20 protein-coding genes are annotated in these 20,447 nt (G+C 33.2%); 17 read left to right on the top strand and 3 right to left on the bottom strand.

Going from position 1 to position 20,447, the window contains the following annotated elements; all coding sequences use genetic code 11:
* Positions 1-3 precede the first annotated feature (3 nt).
* The 3 genes from B0A66_RS21935 to B0A66_RS21925 all read left to right on the top strand — a co-directional run bounded on the left by B0A66_RS21935 (position 4) and on the right by B0A66_RS21925 (position 2,520).
* Entirely contained in the window at positions 4-606 is a 603-nt protein-coding gene (locus B0A66_RS21935) for a hypothetical protein (RefSeq protein WP_089051976.1), read from the top strand.
* 133 nt (positions 607-739) lie between these two features.
* Positions 740-1,927: an AAA family ATPase gene (locus B0A66_RS21930; protein WP_244283574.1), complete on the top strand. Its 1,188-nt coding sequence runs from the start codon at positions 740-742 to the stop codon at positions 1,925-1,927.
* The gene (locus B0A66_RS21925; RefSeq protein ID WP_089051974.1) at positions 1,927-2,520 is read left to right on the top strand and encodes an RloB family protein; all 594 of its coding nucleotides are present in this window, start codon (positions 1,927-1,929) and stop codon (positions 2,518-2,520) included. Before B0A66_RS21930 ends, B0A66_RS21925 begins: the two co-directional genes overlap by 1 nt.
* A gap of 51 nt (positions 2,521-2,571) precedes the next feature.
* On the opposite strand, the gene lysS is transcribed toward B0A66_RS21925, so the two are convergent.
* Positions 2,572-4,275, bottom strand: coding sequence for a lysine--tRNA ligase (lysS, locus tag B0A66_RS21920; protein ID WP_089051973.1), 1,704 nt, complete (start codon positions 4,273-4,275; stop codon positions 2,572-2,574).
* A gap of 548 nt (positions 4,276-4,823) precedes the next feature.
* Here lysS and B0A66_RS21915 point away from each other — a divergent pair.
* The 6 genes from B0A66_RS21915 to B0A66_RS21890 all read left to right on the top strand — a co-directional run bounded on the left by B0A66_RS21915 (position 4,824) and on the right by B0A66_RS21890 (position 9,709).
* A complete protein-coding gene (locus B0A66_RS21915) occupies positions 4,824-5,576 on the top strand; it encodes a hypothetical protein (RefSeq protein ID WP_089051972.1) in 753 nt (250 codons plus the stop codon).
* Between the two features lie 5 nt (positions 5,577-5,581).
* Positions 5,582-6,283: a lipoyl(octanoyl) transferase LipB gene (gene lipB / locus B0A66_RS21910; protein ID WP_089051971.1), complete on the top strand. Its 702-nt coding sequence runs from the start codon at positions 5,582-5,584 to the stop codon at positions 6,281-6,283.
* A 21-nt stretch (positions 6,284-6,304) separates the two neighbouring features.
* Positions 6,305-7,135 carry a helix-turn-helix domain-containing protein gene (locus B0A66_RS21905; RefSeq protein WP_089051970.1) on the top strand — a complete coding sequence of 277 codons (831 nt, stop codon included), beginning with the start codon at positions 6,305-6,307 and terminating at the stop codon, positions 7,133-7,135.
* 18 nt (positions 7,136-7,153) lie between these two features.
* Positions 7,154-8,053 (top strand): helix-turn-helix domain-containing protein, encoded by a 900-nt coding sequence (locus B0A66_RS21900; RefSeq protein WP_089051969.1) that lies wholly within the window; start codon positions 7,154-7,156, stop codon positions 8,051-8,053.
* A gap of 86 nt (positions 8,054-8,139) precedes the next feature.
* Positions 8,140-8,979, top strand: a complete 840-nt coding sequence (locus B0A66_RS21895) for an SDR family NAD(P)-dependent oxidoreductase (RefSeq protein WP_089051968.1) — start codon at positions 8,140-8,142, stop codon at positions 8,977-8,979.
* Between the two features lie 139 nt (positions 8,980-9,118).
* A complete protein-coding gene (locus B0A66_RS21890; RefSeq protein ID WP_089051967.1) occupies positions 9,119-9,709 on the top strand; it encodes an NAD(P)H-dependent oxidoreductase in 591 nt (196 codons plus the stop codon).
* 50 nt (positions 9,710-9,759) lie between these two features.
* Here the strand turns inward: B0A66_RS21890 and B0A66_RS21885 are convergent, their stop codons facing one another.
* Positions 9,760-10,419, bottom strand: coding sequence for a ribonuclease HII (locus tag B0A66_RS21885; protein ID WP_089051966.1), 660 nt, complete (start codon positions 10,417-10,419; stop codon positions 9,760-9,762).
* Between the two features lie 170 nt (positions 10,420-10,589).
* Here B0A66_RS21885 and B0A66_RS21880 point away from each other — a divergent pair, with 170 nt between their 5' ends.
* The 5 genes from B0A66_RS21880 (at position 10,590) to B0A66_RS21860 (ending at position 16,162) form a co-directional block, all read left to right on the top strand.
* Positions 10,590-12,557 (top strand): putative porin, encoded by a 1,968-nt coding sequence (locus tag B0A66_RS21880; RefSeq protein WP_089051965.1) that lies wholly within the window; start codon positions 10,590-10,592, stop codon positions 12,555-12,557.
* Positions 12,558-12,603: 46 nt separating this feature from the next.
* The gene (locus B0A66_RS21875) at positions 12,604-13,965 is read left to right on the top strand and encodes a pyridoxal-phosphate dependent enzyme (RefSeq protein ID WP_089051964.1); all 1,362 of its coding nucleotides are present in this window, start codon (positions 12,604-12,606) and stop codon (positions 13,963-13,965) included.
* An 84-nt stretch (positions 13,966-14,049) separates the two neighbouring features.
* A complete protein-coding gene (locus tag B0A66_RS21870; protein ID WP_089051963.1) occupies positions 14,050-14,532 on the top strand; it encodes a 3'-5' exonuclease in 483 nt (160 codons plus the stop codon).
* Between the two features lie 65 nt (positions 14,533-14,597).
* The gene (locus B0A66_RS21865; protein ID WP_089051962.1) at positions 14,598-15,869 is read left to right on the top strand and encodes a DUF2851 family protein; all 1,272 of its coding nucleotides are present in this window, start codon (positions 14,598-14,600) and stop codon (positions 15,867-15,869) included.
* Between the two features lie 65 nt (positions 15,870-15,934).
* Positions 15,935-16,162: a PspC family transcriptional regulator gene (locus B0A66_RS21860; RefSeq protein WP_089051961.1), complete on the top strand. Its 228-nt coding sequence runs from the start codon at positions 15,935-15,937 to the stop codon at positions 16,160-16,162.
* Between the two features lie 78 nt (positions 16,163-16,240).
* Here the strand turns inward: B0A66_RS21860 and B0A66_RS21855 are convergent, their stop codons facing one another.
* Positions 16,241-17,692 (bottom strand): amino acid permease, encoded by a 1,452-nt coding sequence (locus B0A66_RS21855; protein ID WP_089051960.1) that lies wholly within the window; start codon positions 17,690-17,692, stop codon positions 16,241-16,243.
* Between the two features lie 269 nt (positions 17,693-17,961).
* On the opposite strand from B0A66_RS21855, the gene B0A66_RS21850 reads away from it, so the two are divergent.
* The 3 genes from B0A66_RS21850 (at position 17,962) to rpsU (ending at position 20,365) form a co-directional block, all read left to right on the top strand.
* Positions 17,962-18,849: a ComEA family DNA-binding protein gene (locus B0A66_RS21850; RefSeq protein WP_089051959.1), complete on the top strand. Its 888-nt coding sequence runs from the start codon at positions 17,962-17,964 to the stop codon at positions 18,847-18,849.
* Positions 18,850-18,864: 15 nt separating this feature from the next.
* Complete coding sequence (locus tag B0A66_RS21845) at positions 18,865-20,007, top strand: acyl-CoA dehydrogenase family protein (RefSeq protein ID WP_089051958.1); 1,143 nt, start codon at positions 18,865-18,867, stop codon at positions 20,005-20,007.
* Between the two features lie 163 nt (positions 20,008-20,170).
* Positions 20,171-20,365, top strand: coding sequence for a 30S ribosomal protein S21 (rpsU, locus tag B0A66_RS21840; RefSeq protein WP_026985791.1), 195 nt, complete (start codon positions 20,171-20,173; stop codon positions 20,363-20,365).
* Positions 20,366-20,447 lie beyond the last annotated feature (82 nt).

Genomic DNA, 20,447 nt, shown 5'->3' with positions numbered 1-20,447 from the left:
ATTATGAAACCTAAATATTTAATAGCAGCATTGATTTTTGCAATGTTTGCCTGTCAAAATAAAGATAAAACTGAATCAAAAAATATTATAGAAAAAATTGCCGAAGATACCTTGTCGAAAACAGTCGCGGGAACGGCAGATGTAAGCGATGTACCTGCAAAAGAAGATAAAACAGTAGAATTGATCCAAAAGCAATTGACTGTATTGTTAAAAAAAGATTTGCCGGCAATGACAGCCAAAGATCGATTCTTTTATTACGATGCCTTCGATTTGAATAATGACCAGAAGAATGAATATTTTGTTGGTTTTTCCAGCCCCTATTTCTGCGGAAGCGGAGGTTGTACCGCTTACCTGCTCAACAACGACGGAAGTTTAATCAATACTTTTACTGTTACAGATTTTCCTATTTATGTCACGACTTTAACCACGGACAATTTTTACGATCTGATTATAAGAAGCGGAGGTAAACTACATCACATCAAAATAAAAAACGGAAAATATCCGTCAAATCCTTCTATTGAGCACGAACACAAAGGCGCTATTCCAAAAGAACATACAAAGGTTTTAGATTTTGATGCTAAGAAAAGTAAAAAGTATTCGTTTTAACTGTTCTGAAACAATTTACTTATTTAGAGTGTTAAAGTGCAAATAACCCTTATATTTGTATAATATTTACAAATTAACCCCTTAAGTGATGTTGTTAAACTTTAGAGTGTCCAATTTTCGATCCATAAATGAAATGGTAGAGTTGTCTATGGTACCCAGTGATTTAAAAAATCCAGTAAACAGTATCAAGGTGACCAATCCAGAGGCGACAAAAAATAAAGATTATTATGCGTTGACTTCTGCAGCAATCTATGGTCCAAACGCCAGTGGGAAAAGTAATATTATTAAAGCTTTGGGAGATTTTAGAGAATATGTTAGGAATTCAACAGATAATAAGCCCAACGAAGCCATAAGCTTATATGAACCGTTCAAACTAAGTGAAAAAAGTTTACGTAATCCATCTTTTTTTTCAATTGATATGTTAATTGGAAATGTTTTGTATACTTATTCTATTGAAGTTTTTGAAAAAGAAGTCATAAAGGAATCTCTTTTTTTCTATCCTAAAGGTTTGAAAGTTAAAGTTTTTGAAAGAAATAGACAAGAGTTTTACAAAGGTAATGGATATGAAGGTATTTTTGAAACCATAAAACAAAGAACTACTGAGAACCAGTTGTTTCTGAGTAAGGCAGCCGTTGAAAATATTGAAATAGCTAAAAGTGTTTATGAGAGAATTTCTATGGTACTTGTATTCACTACAGATGTTTTTCATTCTGATAGATTTAATAGAACTGCGAATAAACATATTTTTAGTGATTTTGAGGGAAAAAGTTTAATTCTAAATTTATCAAAGTCATTAATACAAAAGTTGGATACCCAAGTTATAGATTTTCAAGAGAAAGATGGAGTAATAAAAACGATTCATCTAAATGATAAGAATGAGAGAATTGAATTTGAATTTTCTGATGAGTCTTCTGGAACACAACGAGCCATCTCTTTCTCCCCCTTAATCTTTATGGCTCTAAAGTATGGTGACACTATTGTAGCTGATGAATTTGAGAGAAGTTTACATCCTGAAATTGCACAATATATTTTAAGTTTATTTAATGATCCCGAAGTAAATACAAAAGGTGCACAGTTTATATTCGCAACCCATGATACTACGTTGTTAAGTCCGGAAAATAATTTACGAAGAGATCAGATTAATTTAGTGGAGAAAAATTCAAAAGGGGAAACGGAATTATATACTGTTTCAGATATTAAAGGGATAAGAGGAGATGGGAATTTTGAAAAATGGTACATTGAAGGAAGATTAGGTGCAGTGCCCAATATTGCAAAAGAAACTTTTAGACATGAATTGATTGATTTTATAAATTCAAAATAATGGCTAGGAAGAGACCCGTTAATAATTTTAGATTTAGAGAATTTAAAGCAAAGGTTTTAATTCTTTGTGAAGGATTGACTGAGAAAAATTATTTTACTGCGATGAAGGAAGATTTAGGTTTACCTAAAACTATTGCTGTTAATGTAATTGATTGTAGAGGAGATGTCGCAGATGTTTTAAAGAATGCAAAGAAAGATGGTTTTGAAAAAATATTTGTAGTTTTCGATCATGATAATTTTGCAAAACGAGGCGATGTTTTTAAGCTCGCTTCTCAAAAAAATGCAGATGTTATATTTTCTAGTATTTGTTTTGAGATATGGTATTTGTTTCATTATAAAAAAAGCACTAAAGCTTTTTCTTCTGAATCCGAGCTGGAAAAAGAATTAAAGAAATGCATTGGAATGGAAAGCTATGAAAAAAACAACTTTAAACATTATTCTATTTTAAAAGATAAGCTGTCAACAGCAAAAGCAAATGCGCAAAGTATTAGATCGTCTGTTATTGAAGATAATTATGGTATTGCAATTTTTGATTTGAATCCTTATACCAATATCGACGAACTAGTAGATTATTTAGAGAAACAAAAAACATAAAAAAAGAGCTTCAAAATTGAAGCTCTTTTTTGTAATGTATTTCAAAAAATATTATCCCAACAATTCAACCATTTTAAATTCGCCCTCGACAGCAACTTTAGTTAAACCGTGTTTAGATAAGTTTTTCATCGAGGCATCCCATTTTTTACCGCTTAAGTTAGCTGTAACTTTCAGGTGACCTAATTCAATTTTATTTTCGTTTGCTTTAAGCAATTCAATAATTATTTTTTCTTCGTCAGTCAACTCGATTTGAGCTAGTTTTTTCTCAGGACGCATTTGAGGGAATAATAAAACTTCCTGGATAGAAGCATTGTTTGTTAAGTACATAATCAAACGATCCATTCCAATTCCCATTCCCGATGTAGGCGGCATACCGTATTCAAGCGCTCTTAAAAAGTCTTCATCGATAATACCATTTGCTTCATCATCACCTTTCTCAGACAAACGCATTTGATCCTCAAAACGCTCACGCTGATCGATTGGGTCGTTAAGTTCAGAATATGCATTTGCGATTTCTTTACCACAAATCATCAATTCAAAACGCTCCGTAAGTTCAGGATTATCGCGGTGTTCTTTACATAAAGGCGACATTTCTTTAGGATAATCCGTAATGAAAGTTGGCTGAATATAATTTCCTTCGCATTTTGCTCCAAAAATTTCATCAATCAATTTTCCTTTACCCATTGTTTTATCAACGTCAATTCCCATTCCTCTTGCTGCATCAAACAATTCCTCTTCTGTTTTTCCTGAAATGTCAAAACCAGTAAAATGTTTAATAGAATCCGTCATTGTAACACGAGCGTAAGGTGCTTTAAAACTTACTTTGTGCTCACCAAAAGTTACTTCGCTAGTTCCGTTTACGGCAATCGCGCAATGCTCCAGTAAACCTTCAGCAAATTCCATCATCCAGTTGTAGTCTTTGTAAGCTACATATATTTCCATAGCAGTAAATTCAGGATTATGCGTTCTGTCCATACCTTCATTTCTAAAGTTTTTAGAGAACTCATAAACGCCTTCAAAACCACCAACGATCAATCTTTTTAAGTACAATTCGTTTGCAATACGCATGTAAAGCGGAATATCAAGCGAATTATGGTGCGTAATAAACGGACGCGCAGCTGCACCACCTGCAATAGGCTGTAAAACTGGAGTTTCTACTTCAATATAACCAGCATCGTTAAAGTAACCACGCATCGCATTGAATAACTTAGTACGTTTAATAAAAGTATCCTTAACATGTTGGTTAACCGTTAAGTCAACATAACGCATTCTGTAACGTAACTCAGGATCGTTAAAAGCATCGTGAACATTTCCTTCTTCATCTACTTTTGGTAACGGAAGCGGACGTAACGTTTTACTCAAAAATGTAAAACCACTAACACGAATACATTTTGCACCAACTTGTGTAGTAAACAATTCACCTTCAACACCAATAAAGTCACCTAAATCAGTTAATTTTTTAAATACCTGATTGTATAACGTTTTATCATCACCTTCACACAAAACATCGCGATTAACATACAATTGAATACGTCCTTCACTATCCTGCAATTCAGCAAAACATGCTTTCCCTTGATCTCTAACACTCATCAAACGTCCGGCAACAATCACCTTCTTACCTTCCTCAAAAGTTTCCTTCACCTGCTTCGAAGTATGATTTACAGGAAAAAGATTTGCCGGATAAGGGTTTATCCCTAAGTTGCGTAAGGTCTGAAGTTTTTCTCTTCTAATGATTTCTTGTTCTGATAATGCCATTTTGTGCTCTTTTTTAAGAGTTCAAAGATAAAGAAAAGAATGCAGATTTTAGAATGCAGGTTTTAGATTTTTTGCAGCAGTAATTTACAGTGTTTCAATTCCGTTTTGTCCCGCTATTCGCTTGTATCTTTTTTGCAGAAAAAGCAAAAAAGGATACCGCTGCTATCATGCCGTGTAGACATAATTTTAAAATCAACACGAATTTCACGAATTGACACGAATTCTTTTTTTGAAATGAATTACACAAACCAAAATTTACCTAAAGAGATTGGTGAAAATTGGTGAAATTCGTGTTCAGTCCTATCTGTATAATTTTATGTCCACACGGTAGGCTGCTGTCGGGGCTAGGTTAGAGATTTCCGGTTTTAAAAGAACATTTTAGTCGGAGCACTTATTAGCATAAAAATGTAGAAAATCGTAGTGCACTGGAAATTACCAGAACAGCAGAATGGCATTGAAAGAGCAACTTTTCGATTAGACGATTAAACAAATCAACGATTAAGCAATTAAAATAAGAGTTCGTATATTTGATGAAAAATTTAATCTTTATGAAACTATATAAACTTCTTAGTTTTTCTTTTTTATTAGCAACCTTAACGAGTTGTACTTTTACCGAAAACATTCATGTAAACGACAACGGAACCGGAAAATTTTCTGTTGATATAGATGGTTCAGCCTTAATGGCAATGGCGGGTGATCAAATAGGACAACAAATGGGGGCTGAGGCTAAAAAAAGCATAGATACCACATTTACCTTTAAAAAATTATTTGAGGAGAAAAAAGACAGCATTGCTAAATTATCTCCTGAAACACAAAAAGAACTTAAAAAGCTAGAAAATTATGTAGTCAATACTAAAATGAATGCAGAGCAAAAAGAGTTTTTAATGAAGATCTCTAACGACTTTAAAAATGTAAATGAATTGCAGGATGTATTGCAGGCATTGAGTGCTTTTCAAAAATTAGAAAGTGCTGCAAATGCAACAGCTCCTTTTGGTGGAGGATTCGGAAATAACAACAGCAAATTGAGTTTTAGTTATGACGGAAAAAAATTCAGCCGTAAAGCAGTTGTAAACAAAAAAGATGCTGAAAAAAAACAGGAATCAGAAGCAGATATGTCAAAAATGATTTTTGCATCTTCAAATTATATTCTACAATATCATTTTCCTAAACGAATCAAAAAAGCATCAAATCCAAATGCGGTGTTTAGCGACGACAGAAAAACAATAACAATTCAATACCCTTTTACGGATTATATGGAGAATCCTGACAAACTTAACTTTGATGTAGAGTTTGAAAAATAAACAAAATGAATAAAAAAATTCAACTTCAGGATCTGGGGAATAAAGATTATAAAGCTACTTGGGAATATCAGGAAGACCTTTTCAAAGATGTTGTAGATTTAAAAATCAAAAACAGAAGAGAAGAACTCGATTTGCCTACACCTAATTATTTATTATTTGTAGAGCATCCGCATGTGTACACCTTAGGTAAAAGTGGCGATTTAGAAAACTTATTACTGAACGAAAAGCAATTAGAAGCCAAAGGGGCAACTTTTTACAAAATAAATCGTGGTGGAGATATCACGTATCACGGACCAGGGCAAATTGTAGGTTATCCTATTCTCGACTTAGAAAATTTCTTTACAGACATTCATAAATACTTACGCTTTCTCGAAGAATCTATTATTCTCACTTTAGAAGAATATGGATTAAAATGCGGAAGAAGCGATGGCGAAACCGGAGTCTGGCTAGATGTTGGAACACCTTTTGCGCGCAAAATCTGTGCGCTTGGCGTACGTGCTTCCCGTTGGGTAACCATGCACGGATTTGCATTAAATGTAAACGTAGACTTAGGTTATTTTGACAATATAATTCCGTGTGGAATTCGGGGAAAAGGCGTTACATCACTGCAAGTAGAACTAGGTGTAGAAAAAGTAGATGAAGACGAGGTAAAAGCAAAAATCATAAAACATTTAACGCATTTATTCGAAGCAGAATTTATTCAATAAAGACTTAAATATAAAAATAGTATGAAGAATGCTGAAGAAAATAACAATTACAGAATTGCAGTTCCTTTGGCATTTGAAACTGTTTTTTCTCATTTTTACTTTGCTGAGAATAAAACAGCACTTCCAATAACAAAAACCTTGCTACCCAGTTTTCAAACCATTATGGTTTTTAACTTTGGAACAGCAGGCTCTTTAAAATTAAAAGAAAATAATGTGCTGCAAGTCGAAAAGTGCATGGTTTTAGGTCCCATAAAACAAGCTTTTGATTATACATTAGAACCCAATTCAGAAATTTTAGTAGCTAATTTCAAAGAAGATGCTTTTTACAGATTCTTTGGTAACGCACTTTTAGCGCATACAGTTCCTGTTCATCCCGATGATTTAGTTCCCGGAAATTGTTTCTCTGCCTTATGGGAAGAATTAAAGGAAATACCAGATAATCAAAATCGTGTTGACTATATCTTAGACTTTTGCAAGCCTTATTTAGGAGAGCAAAACCAGATTACAACACTTTTGGCTAACTTTAAACAAGAAGCGCTTAATCCAATTAAAGCAATAGCTTCTCAAACCAATCAGACAGAACGTAACATTCAGCTGAATCAGAAAAAGCTTTTTGGGTATACGATTAAAGAAGTCAGCAGATATGAAAGGTTTTTAAAAGCAGTCGAAAAGATTCAGAAAAACGCCTTAACTGAAATAAAAATTGATTGGTTAACCGTGGTAGAAGATTGTGGATATTACGATCAAAGCCAGTTAATTCATGATTTCAAATATTTCACAAACATTTCTCCTACTAAATTTTTAAAATTCCAGAAAGATATTTGTAACGGAACCCCAACGAGTGTTGTTTGAATTTTGTAACTTTACAAAATGGAAAAACTAGAAAGCATAGAAGATTTTTATCAAAAGAAACTCCTTTTCATGCCCGAGAATCTTAAAAAAGAAATCGGACATTTTAATGTTTTTGTACTCGATGAATTTATGGGATGCAGCGCTAAGCCTATTCCATACAGCAGACGCGATTACTTTAAGATCAGTCTGATCATCGGGAAAAACAGAGTACATTATGCCGATAAAGTCGTAGAGATCGAGAAACAGGTTCTTTTCTTTGCAAATCCGCAAGTACCTTATAATTGGGAAGAACTGGAAGAACAGCAAACAGGCTTTTTTTGTGTTTTTACCGAAGCTTTTTTTCATCAGTTCGGAAATCTCAAAGAATATCCGGTTTTTAAACCCAATGGTTCGCCTGTTTTTGCTATTGATGATGATCAGTTAGAAAAAATTAAAAGTATTTTTCAGCAAATGATCGTCGAAATAAATTCTGATTATACCTATAAATATGATGTGTTGCGAAATTTAGTTTTCGAACTTATTCATAGCGCATTAAAAATGCAACCTGCTAATATATCTGTTACACAGCATTCTAATGCATCCAGCAGAATCTCATCATTGTTTTTAGAACTGCTCGAAAGACAATTTCCAATAGAAAATTCCAGACAACGTTTCTCTCTGCGTTCCGCGGCTGATTTTGCAGATCAATTAACTGTTCATGTCAATCATCTCAACAGAGCATTAAAGGAAACAACACAAAAAACAACTTCAGAAATTATCACCGAGCGTATTCTGCAGGAAGCAAAGATTCTTTTGAAACACACCGATTGGAATGTCTCTGAAATCGCATACAGTTTAGGATTCGAAGAACCCACACATTTTAATAACTTCTTCAAGAAAAATATCCAGCTTACACCTACACAATTTAGAGTTGTTTGATTTTTGTAATTTACTGTTTGAATTGCGTTAGCCAAACGCTCCGTTGCTGTCTTACTTTTGTCTTCTAATTAAAACACTATTAAAAAATGGAAACAAATAAAGTATGGTTCGTAACAGGAGCCTCAAAAGGTTTAGGTTTGGTTTTAGCAAAAAAACTATTGGCAAGTGGTTATAAAGTAGCCGCAACTTCCAGAAATGTAAATTCGTTGATTAGCGAAATTGGTTCAGCATCAGATTCTTTTTTACCTCTCGAAATGGATCTTTTAACAGAAAACAGTGTTCAGGCTGCTGTTCAAAAAGCAATAAGTCATTTTAATACAATTGATGTCGTAGTAAATAATGCCGGTTATGGGCAAATAGGAACATTAGAAGAACTTTCAGATGAAGAATCAAGAAGTAATTTTGATGTAAATGTATTTGGTTTGCTAAATGTAATTCGAAATACAATGCCACATTTTAGAGCTCAAAAATCAGGACATTTCTTTAATATCTCTTCTATAGGAGGATACCACGGAGGATTTGCAGGTTGGGGAATTTATTGTTCTACTAAATTTGCCGTATCAGGATTAACAGAAGGTTTGCAGGCAGAAGTTAAAGAATTTGGAGTAAATGTTACTTTGGTGTATCCAGGGTATTTTAGAACTAGCTTCTTATCTGAAGGTTCAATGGGATTACCGAAAAATCCAATTGCTGATTATGAAGAAGCTCGTCAGTCAGTTATAGCGCATCAAAATGAAATCAACGGAAATCAGCCGGGCGATCCGGAAAAAGCAATTGATGCTTTAATTCAAATTAGCAAGGAGAAAAATCCACCATTGCACTTATTTTTAGGACAAGATGCGTATGATATGGCAAACAGTAAAATAGAGATCGTAAAAACAGAACTTGAAAACTGGAAAGAACTTACCACTTCAACATCATTCTAAAAAACTCATTTTTCACCTAATCAATCCCGCTACTTTTTTTAGCGGGATTTTTTTTGAGATATGCTTTTCGTTTTCTTACAATTTTCTTTCGGGCTCACATTCTACTTTTGACCTGTATTACTTTAATAAAAACAGAAACATGAAAAATTTAATTATTTACGCGCATCCCAATTCATCCAGTTTAAACCATTTTTTTAAACACACAATTGTCGAAAGTTTAGAAAAATCAAATCAGGAAATTGTAATTCGGGATTTAAACGAAATTAATTTTAATCCGGTACTTTCTTTAGATGATTTAAGTAAACAACGACTGGGTACCGTGACAAGCGATGTTCAGATAGAACAAGATTATATTACCTGGGCAGATCGAATCATTTTTGTGTATCCTATTTGGTGGGCAGGAATGCCGGCAATCATGAAAGGATATATAGACAGAGTATTTAGTTATGGATTTGCCTACCAATACAATCAGGGGATTCAAAAAGGATTACTGACAGGAAAGTCGACAATTATCGTTAATTCACACGGAAAATCCCATGCAGAATACGAAGCCAATGGAATGGGGAAAGCACTAATTTTAACCTCAGATACGGGAATCTTTAGTTATTGTGGTTTAGAAATACAGCATCATTTTTATTTTGACAAAGCCGACAGTGTTTTTGATGAAAAAATTATTGCTGAATGGAAAAACCAGCTTCAAAATGTTTTTGAAGTTGAGGTAGGAGCGTAGCAAAATTTTAAACAGCTAAATAGTATTTGCCGGTAAATATTAGAATGAAACTAAAACTCTAGTTCTAATTGCTCCGGCAAAAGTCTAAAACTCATTCGGTGATACTTTGTGGTTCCGTATTTACGAATGGCTTCACGATGTTCTTTTGTTGGATATCCTTTGTTTTTCTTCCAATTGTACATTGGGAACTCTTCGTGAATCTTATCCATATAATCATCACGATATGTTTTTGCTAATACAGAAGCTGCCGCAATACTCAAAAATTTAGAATCTCCTTTTATAATACTTTGATTTGGAATCGATTTTAAAAGAGCGATTTCAGTATCTGAAAACTGTTTGCCGAAAGTATTTTTCAACCCTAATTTGGCATTCAGCGAACGATTTCCGTCAACAATAATAAATTCCGGAACCTGTTTTAGTTTTAAAATACATTCCTGCATGCCTTTCATAGAAGCATTTAGGATATTTATCTCGTCAATTTCATCGGGAAGTAGATGCGTTACGGCAAAGCAAACAGCATCCTGCTCGATAATAGGTCTTAAAAGTTCTCTGGTTTTTTCAGACAATTGCTTACTGTCATTCAATAGCTGATTCTCAAAATCAGATCTTAAAATTACCGCGGCAGCCGTTACGGGCCCTGCCAAACATCCTCGGCCAGCCTCATCTGTTCCTGTTTCGAAAACAAATCCTGAGAAATTTTTTTCAAGCATTCTAATAGTTTTTAAAAGGCAAATATTATAAAATTTTCTGTAAAAATATCCGTTCTACTACTAATTACAAAGGCAGTCGTTTAAATTGAAGTGTTTTTTTATTTATACGGTTTTATCTTTTACCTTTGCCTGACAAATTTTGCCAAAATAATTATCTATAAAGCTATCAAATGAGAATACTATTTTTTCTATATCTATTAGTCGTACCCACTTTATTGTTTTCTCAGGAAAAAAAGACTTCTAATAATAGTTTAGATATGAACACAAAGTATAATAGTATAACAGATACTGTTAAAAAGAAAACGAGCAAAATTGCCACTATTGACCAGTATCAAATTATTACTTTAGAGCATGACACCACTTATGTAGATACATCATTGACTTTAAAAAGTGCTTACAAACAAAATCATTTAAGAAAAGATCTTTTCGGACTTTTACCTTTTTCAAATATAGGACAGGTTTATAATACATTACAATATAATTTAACCGATGTTTCGCCTTATCCTGAAATAGGTTTTACCGGAAAACATTTTGGTTACCTTGAAGCAAATCAAATTCAGTATTATTCAGCAGCGACACCATTGACAGAGTTGTTTTTTAATACCACAATAAACAAAGGACAAAATGTAGATTCGTTCATTACCTTAAATACTTCAAAAAACCTTAACTTTTCTATAGCCTACAGAGGTTTACGTTCAGAAGGAAATTATATCAATCAGTTAGTAAGCGCGGGTAATTTTAGATTTACTACAAGTTACGCTACTACAGAGAAAAGATATGTTTTAAAAGCGCATTTTACATCTCAGGATATTTCAAATGGAGAAAATGGAGGAATTACAACACCTCTAAATTTTGAAAGTGGAGACAAAGACTTTGACAATCGCCAGCGTCTGCAAGTCTATTTAACCGATGCAAAATCAATGTTAAAAGGGAGACGTGTGTTTTTTGATCATGCCTTCAGAGTCAATCCAAAAGATGCTAATAATAATTTGTACGTAACGCATCAGTTTAATTACGAAAGCAAATTTTACGAATACAATCAAAGAACAGTAACGACAACTATTGATGGGTTGCCGGTACAACGCTTTGGAGAATCGTACCTGACAAGCGGAATAAACGATCAAACCCGATTTGAAAGATTATACAATAAGGGAGGTCTTGCCTACGAAAATTCTCTTTTAGGGAAATTCAATTTCTTTATAGACGATTACAGATCCAATTATAAGTATGAAAAGGTGATGATATTTGATGATGGCAGAGCTATTCCTGCTAACATTTATCAGCAAATTAATAATTTTGGCGGACAATATGAGTATCAAAAAAACAAATGGAACGGTAGATTTTTATATTCAAGATCAATCGGTAATGAATCCTTATCAGATCTAGATGCAAAATTACGATATACGTTAAACGATGATATTAAATTTGATTTCAGATATCGTAATGTCAATAAATTAGCGAATAATAATTACAACTTATACCAAAGTAGTTATGTAGCGTATAATTGGTCAAACAATTTTAAAAATGAGAAAATAAACACACTTAGTGCCAATGTTTTTACGCGTTGGTTAAATGCTGAGGTACAATATTCAGTTTTAAATGATCATTTGTATTTTCAAGATGCTTCTACAGAAGCGGATGATTTAAACAGAGTTCAGATTATAAAACCAGCTCAATATGAAAATGCAATCAATTATTGGTCAGTAAAAGCAAGCAGAGAATTTAAATTTGGACGATTTGCTTTAGACAATACGCTTTTATATCAAAAGGTAGAGCAGTCGAATTTAATTTTGAATGTTCCTGATTTTGTAACCAGAAACACAATTTATTATTCCGGATATTTTTTCAAGAAAGCATTGTTCATGCAAACCGGTATTACATTTAATTACTTTACAGAATATTACGGTAATGATTATAATCCTGTTATTGGAGAATTTTTTGTTCAGCAGGAAAAGAAAATTGGAAATTATGCCAATCTTGATTTCTTTGTAAACGCCAGAATCCGTCAGACAAGAATTTATTTAAAAGCAGAACATTTTAATTCTTCTTTCTTTAAAGACAATTATTATTCAGCACCTAATAACCCATATCGTGATTTTACGATTAGTTTTGGTTTAGTTTGGAATTTCTTCCAATAAGCCAAACGCCCTTTTTATTTTAAACCAAATATTTAAATTTATATAAATGGACTTTTCAAATAACATTTTAGAAACAATTGGTAATACGCCATTAGTAAAACTCAACAAAGTTGTTGCTGAAATTGATGCGTTAGTATTGGCAAAAGTCGAAACTTTTAATCCTGGGAATTCTGTAAAAGACAGAATGGCCGTAAAGATGATTGAAGATGCAGAGGCAGATGGTCGCCTACAGCCGGGAGGAACTATTATTGAAGGTACTTCAGGAAATACCGGAATGGGATTGGCGCTTGTTGCCATCATAAAAGGATACAAATTGATTTGTGTTATCTCTGATAAACAATCAAAAGAAAAAATGGATATTTTGCGTGCTGTTGGAGCCAAAGTTGTAGTTTGCCCTACAGATGTTGAGCCAACAGATCCACGTTCGTATTATTCAGTTTCAAAACGTCTTGCTTTAGAAACACCAAATTCATGGTACGTAAATCAATACGATAATATGTCAAATTCTTTGGCACATTATGAGCAGACAGGACCGGAAATCTGGAAACAAACAGATGGAAAAATAACGCATTTTGTTGTAGGTGTAGGAACTGGAGGAACAATTTCAGGAGTTGGAAAATATCTAAAAGAGAAAAACCCAAACATTAAAATCTGGGGAATTGATACTTATGGTTCTGTTTTTAAAAAATACCACGAAACGGGAATTTTTGATGAAAATGAAATTTACTCGTATATAACAGAAGGTATTGGAGAAGATATTTTGCCTAAAAATGTTGACTTTTCTTTAATCGATGGATTTACCAAAGTAACAGATAAAGATGCAGCAGTTTACACCAGAAAAATTGCACTAGAAGAAGCAATCTTCGTGGGGAATTCTGCAGGAGCTTGTATAAAAGGGCTTTTACAGTTAAAAGAGCATTTTAAACCAGATGATGTTGTAGTTGTATTATTTCATGATTCAGGAAGCCGTTATGTAGGTAAAATGTTTAATGATGACTGGATGCGTGAGCGTGGTTTCTTAGAAGAAAACATCACCAAAGCGGAAGACGTTATCAAAGATCATATTGATAAAGAATTGATCGTTGTGCGAACAGAAGAATTAGTTTCGCATGCTATTGACCGTATGCGTAAATACAAAATTTCACAAATTCCGGTTGTTGATATCAACGGATTTGTTGGTTCTGTTGATGAAACAGATTTATTTAGAAGCTACGTAGCAGATAAAAATGTTGCCGAAAAACCAATTAAAGAAGTAATGGGCAAACCTTTTCCAATTGTACAATTAGGAACGCCAATCGAAGAAGTTTCTAAATTATTTACAAAAGAAAATGATGCCGTTTTGCTTGATTTAGGAAACGGGAATCACCATATTATCACCAAGTATGATATTATCGGCTCAATAAAATAAAATTATTTTAGAAATGCATATAACCATAAATCTAATTTTACAAACAATTAGATTTATGGTTTTTTAGCTTAAATAGATTTACGAATGAATTTTACCGCTATAGATTTCGAAACAGCAACAGGTTATCATCCATGTTCTGTTGGAATTGTTACCGTAGAAAACGGCATTATTACAGATGAGTTTGTCACTTTGATAAAACCGCCAAGAAACGAGTACAATCCGTATACAATTCAGGTTCATGGTATCTATCCAAGAGATACCATAAATGCAAAATCTTTTTTGCAGGTATATCCGGAAATCGAAAAACGCTTAAAGAATAGAGTCGTTGTAGCGCATAACGAAAGTTTTGACAGAAACGTGCTAGTTAAATCAATGGCATTGCATGGTTTAGTATACGAAGATCTGAATATTGCTGAACGTTGGGAATGCACCGTTAAGATATACAAAGCCAAAGGTTTAAAGCCTACGAAACTAAGTGATTGTTGCAGGGAAATGAATATCGAATTGAATCATCACGAAGCCTTGTCTGACGCACGTGCTTGTGCGAAATTATTCATGTTAAAATAGATTGTAATTTTTGTACGTAAGATTAGTTTGTTTATTTTTAGGATTTATAATTTTAAACCTTAAAAATGAAAGAAGATTTTCTTCATTACCTCTGGAAATTCAAAAAGTTTGACACATTAAATCTACAAACCGTTCAGAATGACCCAATCCTTATTCTTAAAACCGGTGATTATTTAGAACTTGCCGGACCGGACTTCTTTAATGCACAGCTTATAATTGGGGATCAAAAATGGGCAGGAAATGTCGAAATACATTTAAAATCATCAGATTGGTACGTTCACGGTCATGAAAAAGACGCAGCATACGAAAATGTAATCTTACATGTCGTTTGGGAGCATGACACGGCAATATTCAGAGAGAACAATACTGAAATCCCGGTCTTAGTTTTAAAAGAGTATGTTTCCCCGGAAATGATTAAAGATTACAAAGAATTAATGGTTCCAAAATCCTGGATCTCTTGTGAAAATCAAATTGCTGAAATTGATGAATTCATTTTTAAAAATTGGATGGAACGATTGTTTTTTGAACGTTTAGAACGAAAGTCCAAATTTATTTATGAATTGCTGGAAGAACTAAACCAAGATTGGGAAGCTGTTCTGTTTTGTTTAGTAGCAAAAAACTTTGGTTTAAATACTAATGGAAACTCATTTTTGCAAATAGCCAAATCCATTCCGTTCTCCATTATAAGAAAAGAAAGTTTTGAAGTAGAAAATCTTGAAGCTTTGCTTTTGGGTGGAGCTGATTTGCTAAATGCAGAAAAAGAAGATGTCTATTTTGCAGATCTTAAGTTTAGATACTTTTACCTGTTGCATAAATATCAATTAGATAAAAATTACGCAGAACCCGTTCAGTTTTTTAAACATCGCCCGGATAATTTTCCCACAATCAGGCTTTCACAATTAGCGAATTTGTATAACAAACATCAAAATCTTTTTTCTAAAATAATAAGCTTAAAATCAGTAAAAGACATTTACAATGTATTCAATGTTTCTGTAAGTCCGTATTGGCAGAATCATTATATGTTTGATAAAGAGAGTCCGAAAAAAGCGAAAAGTATATCTAAGGCATTCATAGATTTAATCATTATCAATACCATAATCCCTATTCAGTTTGCTTATTCAAGTATTAGGGGAGAATCAATTTCAGAGGATTTAATAGCTTTAATGTTAGAAGTTGCGCCGGAGAAAAATTCAATCATTACAAAATTTGAATCTTTTGGTATCACAAGTAAAAATGCTTTTGAAACGCAAACATTATTACAATTGAAAAATGAATATTGTAATAATAGAGGATGTTTAAAATGTGGTATTGGAGTAGCATTATTAAAAAGTAATTAATCAATTGCCAATTGTATATTTTTGTACTTTTGTACTAATTCTGAGAATTTCTAAAAATAATAATTATGTTTTCAATAGTACGACTTAAATTTTTCTTCGAAAAATACGGATTTCATGTGTCATCCCGATTGGCTGATAAACTTGGAATGCGAGTAACGAGTGTACGATTGTTTTTTATTTATATCTCTTTTGTGACAGTTGGTTTAGGTTTTGGAGTTTATTTAACCTTGGCATTCTGGATTCGTCTAAAAGATTTAGTTCGTGCAAAACGAACGTCAGTATTTGATTTGTAGCACTTATTTTTAAATCATAAAAAAAGGATCATAAAGTTTTTATACTTCATGATCCTTTTTTCTGTTTATGTAAAGAAATTAATTCTGTGGATTATTCAATTTACTGTTTTTCTTTCCGTATACAAAGTATATTACAACTCCTAAAGCCATCCATATTACAAGACGTAACCAGCTTTCATTAGGTAATGAATACATTAAAGCTAAACAGATAACAATACCTGCAATTGGCACGAAAGGAACAAGAGGTGTTCTAAAAGATCTTGGAGCATCCGGCATTCTTTTACGCATTACCATTACACCAATACATACTAATACGAAAGCCAATAAAGTTCCAATACTTACCATGTGTCCTAAATCACTTACCGGTACAAGACCAGCAAATAAACTTACGAATACAAGGAAGAAAAGGTTAGTTTTCCAAGGAGTACGGTATTTTGGGTGAATAGTGCTAAAGAAAGAAGGTAGCAAACCATCTTTACTCATAGTGTAGAATACACGGCTTTGTCCCATAAGCATTACAAGCATTACAGAAGTATAACCTGCTAAGATAGCTACGATTAATCCGGTTTGTAAAAAGTCATAACCTGTTTTAGCAAATGCTGTAGCTGCTGGTTTAGCATCTCCTGCAAATTCACTATAATTAACAAGTCCTGTCATTACGTGTGCAAAGAATACATATAATAAGGTACAAACAATTAGTGATCCTAAAATTCCGATAGGCATTCCTTTTTGAGGATTTTTTGCTTCTTGAGCAGCTGTAGATACAGCATCAAAACCAATAAAAGCGAAAAATACTGTTCCGGCTCCTGCTGCAATTCCAGACCATCCAAATTGACCAAAAACACCAGTGTTTTCCGGAATGTATGGTGTGTAGTTTGTAGTATCAATAAAACTCCATCCTAAAATAATGAAGATAAGAACTACAGCTACTTTTACAACAACTAAAAAGTTGTTTAATGAAGCAGATTCTTTAGTTCCTCTGATCAATAATAATGATAGTAATGCTACAATAAAAATAGCAGGTAAATTTATAATTCCACCTTCTATTACTGTTCCGTCGCTTAGTTTTAAATGTTCCCAAGGTGAACATATCAGGTCAGGAGGAAGATGTATTCCGTATTTATTAAGTAGTTCCAAAAGATAGCGTGACCAACTTACACCAACTGTGGCGGCTCCCAGAGCATATTCTAAAACTAAATCCCAACCTATGATCCAAGCCATAAATTCCCCCATCGTAGCATACGAATACGTATATGCACTACCTGCAACCGGAATCATAGACGCAAATTCCGCATAACAAAGTCCTGCAAAAGCACATCCAACTGCCGCTAAAATAAATGAAAGTGTAACTGCGGGCCCTGCATGTTCTGCTGCGGCGATTCCTGTTAACGAGAATAATCCGGCTCCGATAATGGCACCAACTCCAAGCGCAACAAGTGATCTTGAAGATAGCGTTCTTTTTAAGCCTTTTTCAGATTCGGATGCTTCGTCTAGCAATACCGAAAGTGGTTTAGTTTTCCAAATTGACATACTGATTTTTGGTTTTATTGTTATTAAGCTCCAAATGTATCGTTTTTTAGAAAAAATAAAAAGAATTATATAATTTTAACTTAGATAATGTTTAATATTTGTAGAAAATTGATAAAAATGCCTTTTGCGAGAATGATATAATAATGATTTAATTTGTAAATAAGAATAAGTAGTAAAATGTGTTAATTTTGTATTTTTTAGATATTTTCTTATACTTATTATTTAGTTTGTCTTATTTTTGCGCTTTAAAACGTAAATATTTTGTAAGAATGGATTTTGATGGGATGAGGCTGTTTTTTAAATTTAACAGACAACAGCGTGCAGGGGTGTTTTTTCTTTTAGTAGTAATTTTAGTTTTACAAATAATTTACCTTTCAATAGACTTTACAATTTCTGAGGAGTTTTTAACCGAAAAAGAACAGTGGCTTTCGATGCAATCAGAAATTGATTCGCTTAAATTAAGAAAGGGTAATGAGGGAAATATAATTCATCCTTTCAATCCAAATTATATTTCAGATTACAAAGGCTATAAATTAGGTTTGTCTGTTCAGGAAATTGATCGCTTGCTGGCTTTTAGAAAAGAAAACAAGTATGTAAACTCTGCAAGAGAATTTCAGGAGGTTACAAAAGTGTCGGATTCTCTTCTGAATACTATTGCGCCATTTTTTAAATTTTCAAATAAGAATCAGGATAATAAGCAAACTATAATATATAGGAAAGATTTTGATCAGAAAAAGACTTTCAAAAAAGAGAAGCTCGTTGTTTTAGATATTAATAAAGCTACGCAGGAAGATTTGATGAAAATTCACGGCATTGGTGAAGCGTTATCATTCCGAATAGTAAAACAAAAAGAACTTTTGGGTGGTTTCGTTTCAATGGAACAATTAGATGAAGTTTGGGGTATTTCTGCTGATGTCCTTTTCGAATTAAAACATCATTTTAAGATTGATGCTCTTCCAAAATTTAAAAAAATAGCAATAAATGATATCTCATTAAAAGAGTTGTCAAAGTTTCCTTATTTCAATTATACCTTGGCAAAACAAATAATCACATACCGAAGTATGAACGGAAATTTTGAAAATATTGAGGATTTATCAAAAATTAAAGGTTTTCCTGTTGAAAAAGCAAAAATAATTAGTTTATATTTGGAGTTCTAAAAAACAATTAACTACATGAACTTTAATTCTAACGAAACGCAATTGATGATTGCACAGTCTATAAAAGAGTTTGCAGACAAAAATATCAGACCGTATATAATGGAGTGGGATGAAGCCCAAACATTCCCTGTTGATTTATTTAAAAAAATCGGCGAAATGGGTTTTATGGGAGTTTTAGTTCCCGAAGAATACGGTGGCTCAGGCTTAGGTTATCATGAGTACATTACAGTTGTTGAAGAAATTTCAAAAGTAGATCCTTCAATAGGTTTGTCAGTGGCGGCACATAATTCATTATGCACCAATCATATTTTAACCTTCGGAACCGAAGAGCAAAAGAAAAAATGGCTTCCTAAATTAGCAACAGCTGAATATATAGGTGCCTGGGGATTAACAGAGCATAATACCGGTTCTGATGCAGGAGGTATGAATACTACTGCTGTAAGAGACGGTGATTTTTGGATTGTAAATGGTGCAAAGAACTTTATTACGCATGCCATTTCCGGAGATATCGCTGTTGTAATTGTTCGTACAGGCGAAAAAGGAGATTCAAAAGGTATGACAGCTTTTGTATTCGAAAAAGGAACTCCCGGATTTACATCAGGAAGAAAAGAAAATAAATTAGGAATGCGTGCAAGTGAAACTGCCGAATTGGTATTCGATAATTGCAGAATTCCGGACGCTAATAGATTAGGAGAGGTAGGGCAAGGTTTTGTGCAGGCAATGAAAATATTAGACGGGGGAAGAATCTCGATAGGTGCTTTGTCTTTAGGGATCTCTAAAGGAGCCTACGAAGCAGCTTTAAAATATTCAAAAGAAAGACATCAGTTTGGTCAGCCTATTAGCAGTTTTCAAGCTATTTCATTTAAGTTAGCTGATATGGCAACTGAAATTGAAGCTTCAGAGTTATTGCTGCATAAAGCTGCGTTTTTAAAAGAACAGCATAAACCAGTTACGACACTTGGAGCAATGGCAAAGATGTATGCTTCAGAAGCTTGTGTGAAAATAGCAAACGAAGCAATACAGATTCATGGAGGATATGGGTATACAAAAGACTTTCCAGTAGAGAAATTTTACAGAGATGCTAAGTTGTGTACCATTGGAGAAGGAACTACAGAAATTCAAAAGTTAGTTATTTCAAGGAATTTGCTGAAAGAATAAAAAATAGATGATGGCTATCTATTATAAAGGAGACGTTTTTTAAGTCTTTTTGTTTTATCTGAGTACTCATTGATCTTTTTTTTAAAATAATTTAGAATTCATAACTCATAATTCATAATTAATACATACTTTTGCAGCCTTAACGAGAGGAGGTGTCTATATTATGTTAATTATACCAATTAAAGACGGAGAAAATATCGATAGAGCATTAAAGCGCTATAAAAGAAAATTTGATAAAACAGGAACTGTTCGTCAATTAAGAGCACGTACTGCTTTTATTAAGCCTTCTGTTATCAAAAGAGCTCAAATTCAAAAAGCTGCTTACATTCAAAACATGAGAGATGGTTTAGAAAGTTAGTATTACGCTTTTTCAAAATAATTACCGTTAGTTATCAAATTTTGATGCTAACGGTTTTTTTATGCTTAATTTTGAGATAAGC

This window comes from Flavobacterium hercynium (assembly GCF_002217285.1).
GTDB classification, from domain to species: domain Bacteria; phylum Bacteroidota; class Bacteroidia; order Flavobacteriales; family Flavobacteriaceae; genus Flavobacterium; species Flavobacterium hercynium.
The sequence above is the reverse complement of the archived record's forward strand: the minus strand, read 5'-3'. Positions and strand labels throughout refer to the sequence as shown.

What these genes read in the sequence shown, in the direction of transcription:
- B0A66_RS21935 (WP_089051976.1), top strand. Translation starts at nt 4, where the DNA reads ATGAAACCTAAATATTTAATAGCAGCATTGATTTTTGCAATGTTTGCC.
- B0A66_RS21930 (WP_244283574.1), top strand. Translation starts at nt 740, where the DNA reads ATGGTAGAGTTGTCTATGGTACCCAGTGATTTAAAAAATCCAGTAAAC.
- B0A66_RS21925 (WP_089051974.1), top strand. Translation starts at nt 1,927, where the DNA reads ATGGCTAGGAAGAGACCCGTTAATAATTTTAGATTTAGAGAATTTAAA.
- lysS (WP_089051973.1), bottom strand. Translation starts at nt 4,275, where the DNA reads ATGGCATTATCAGAACAAGAAATCATTAGAAGAGAAAAACTTCAGACC.
- B0A66_RS21915 (WP_089051972.1), top strand. Translation starts at nt 4,824, where the DNA reads ATGAAACTATATAAACTTCTTAGTTTTTCTTTTTTATTAGCAACCTTA.
- lipB (WP_089051971.1), top strand. Translation starts at nt 5,582, where the DNA reads ATGAATAAAAAAATTCAACTTCAGGATCTGGGGAATAAAGATTATAAA.
- B0A66_RS21905 (WP_089051970.1), top strand. Translation starts at nt 6,305, where the DNA reads ATGAAGAATGCTGAAGAAAATAACAATTACAGAATTGCAGTTCCTTTG.
- B0A66_RS21900 (WP_089051969.1), top strand. Translation starts at nt 7,154, where the DNA reads ATGGAAAAACTAGAAAGCATAGAAGATTTTTATCAAAAGAAACTCCTT.
- B0A66_RS21895 (WP_089051968.1), top strand. Translation starts at nt 8,140, where the DNA reads ATGGAAACAAATAAAGTATGGTTCGTAACAGGAGCCTCAAAAGGTTTA.
- B0A66_RS21890 (WP_089051967.1), top strand. Translation starts at nt 9,119, where the DNA reads ATGAAAAATTTAATTATTTACGCGCATCCCAATTCATCCAGTTTAAAC.
- B0A66_RS21885 (WP_089051966.1), bottom strand. Translation starts at nt 10,419, where the DNA reads ATGCTTGAAAAAAATTTCTCAGGATTTGTTTTCGAAACAGGAACAGAT.
- B0A66_RS21880 (WP_089051965.1), top strand. Translation starts at nt 10,590, where the DNA reads ATGAGAATACTATTTTTTCTATATCTATTAGTCGTACCCACTTTATTG.
- B0A66_RS21875 (WP_089051964.1), top strand. Translation starts at nt 12,604, where the DNA reads ATGGACTTTTCAAATAACATTTTAGAAACAATTGGTAATACGCCATTA.
- B0A66_RS21870 (WP_089051963.1), top strand. Translation starts at nt 14,050, where the DNA reads ATGAATTTTACCGCTATAGATTTCGAAACAGCAACAGGTTATCATCCA.
- B0A66_RS21865 (WP_089051962.1), top strand. Translation starts at nt 14,598, where the DNA reads ATGAAAGAAGATTTTCTTCATTACCTCTGGAAATTCAAAAAGTTTGAC.
- B0A66_RS21860 (WP_089051961.1), top strand. Translation starts at nt 15,935, where the DNA reads ATGTTTTCAATAGTACGACTTAAATTTTTCTTCGAAAAATACGGATTT.
- B0A66_RS21855 (WP_089051960.1), bottom strand. Translation starts at nt 17,692, where the DNA reads ATGTCAATTTGGAAAACTAAACCACTTTCGGTATTGCTAGACGAAGCA.
- B0A66_RS21850 (WP_089051959.1), top strand. Translation starts at nt 17,962, where the DNA reads ATGGATTTTGATGGGATGAGGCTGTTTTTTAAATTTAACAGACAACAG.
- B0A66_RS21845 (WP_089051958.1), top strand. Translation starts at nt 18,865, where the DNA reads ATGAACTTTAATTCTAACGAAACGCAATTGATGATTGCACAGTCTATA.
- rpsU (WP_026985791.1), top strand. Translation starts at nt 20,171, where the DNA reads ATGTTAATTATACCAATTAAAGACGGAGAAAATATCGATAGAGCATTA.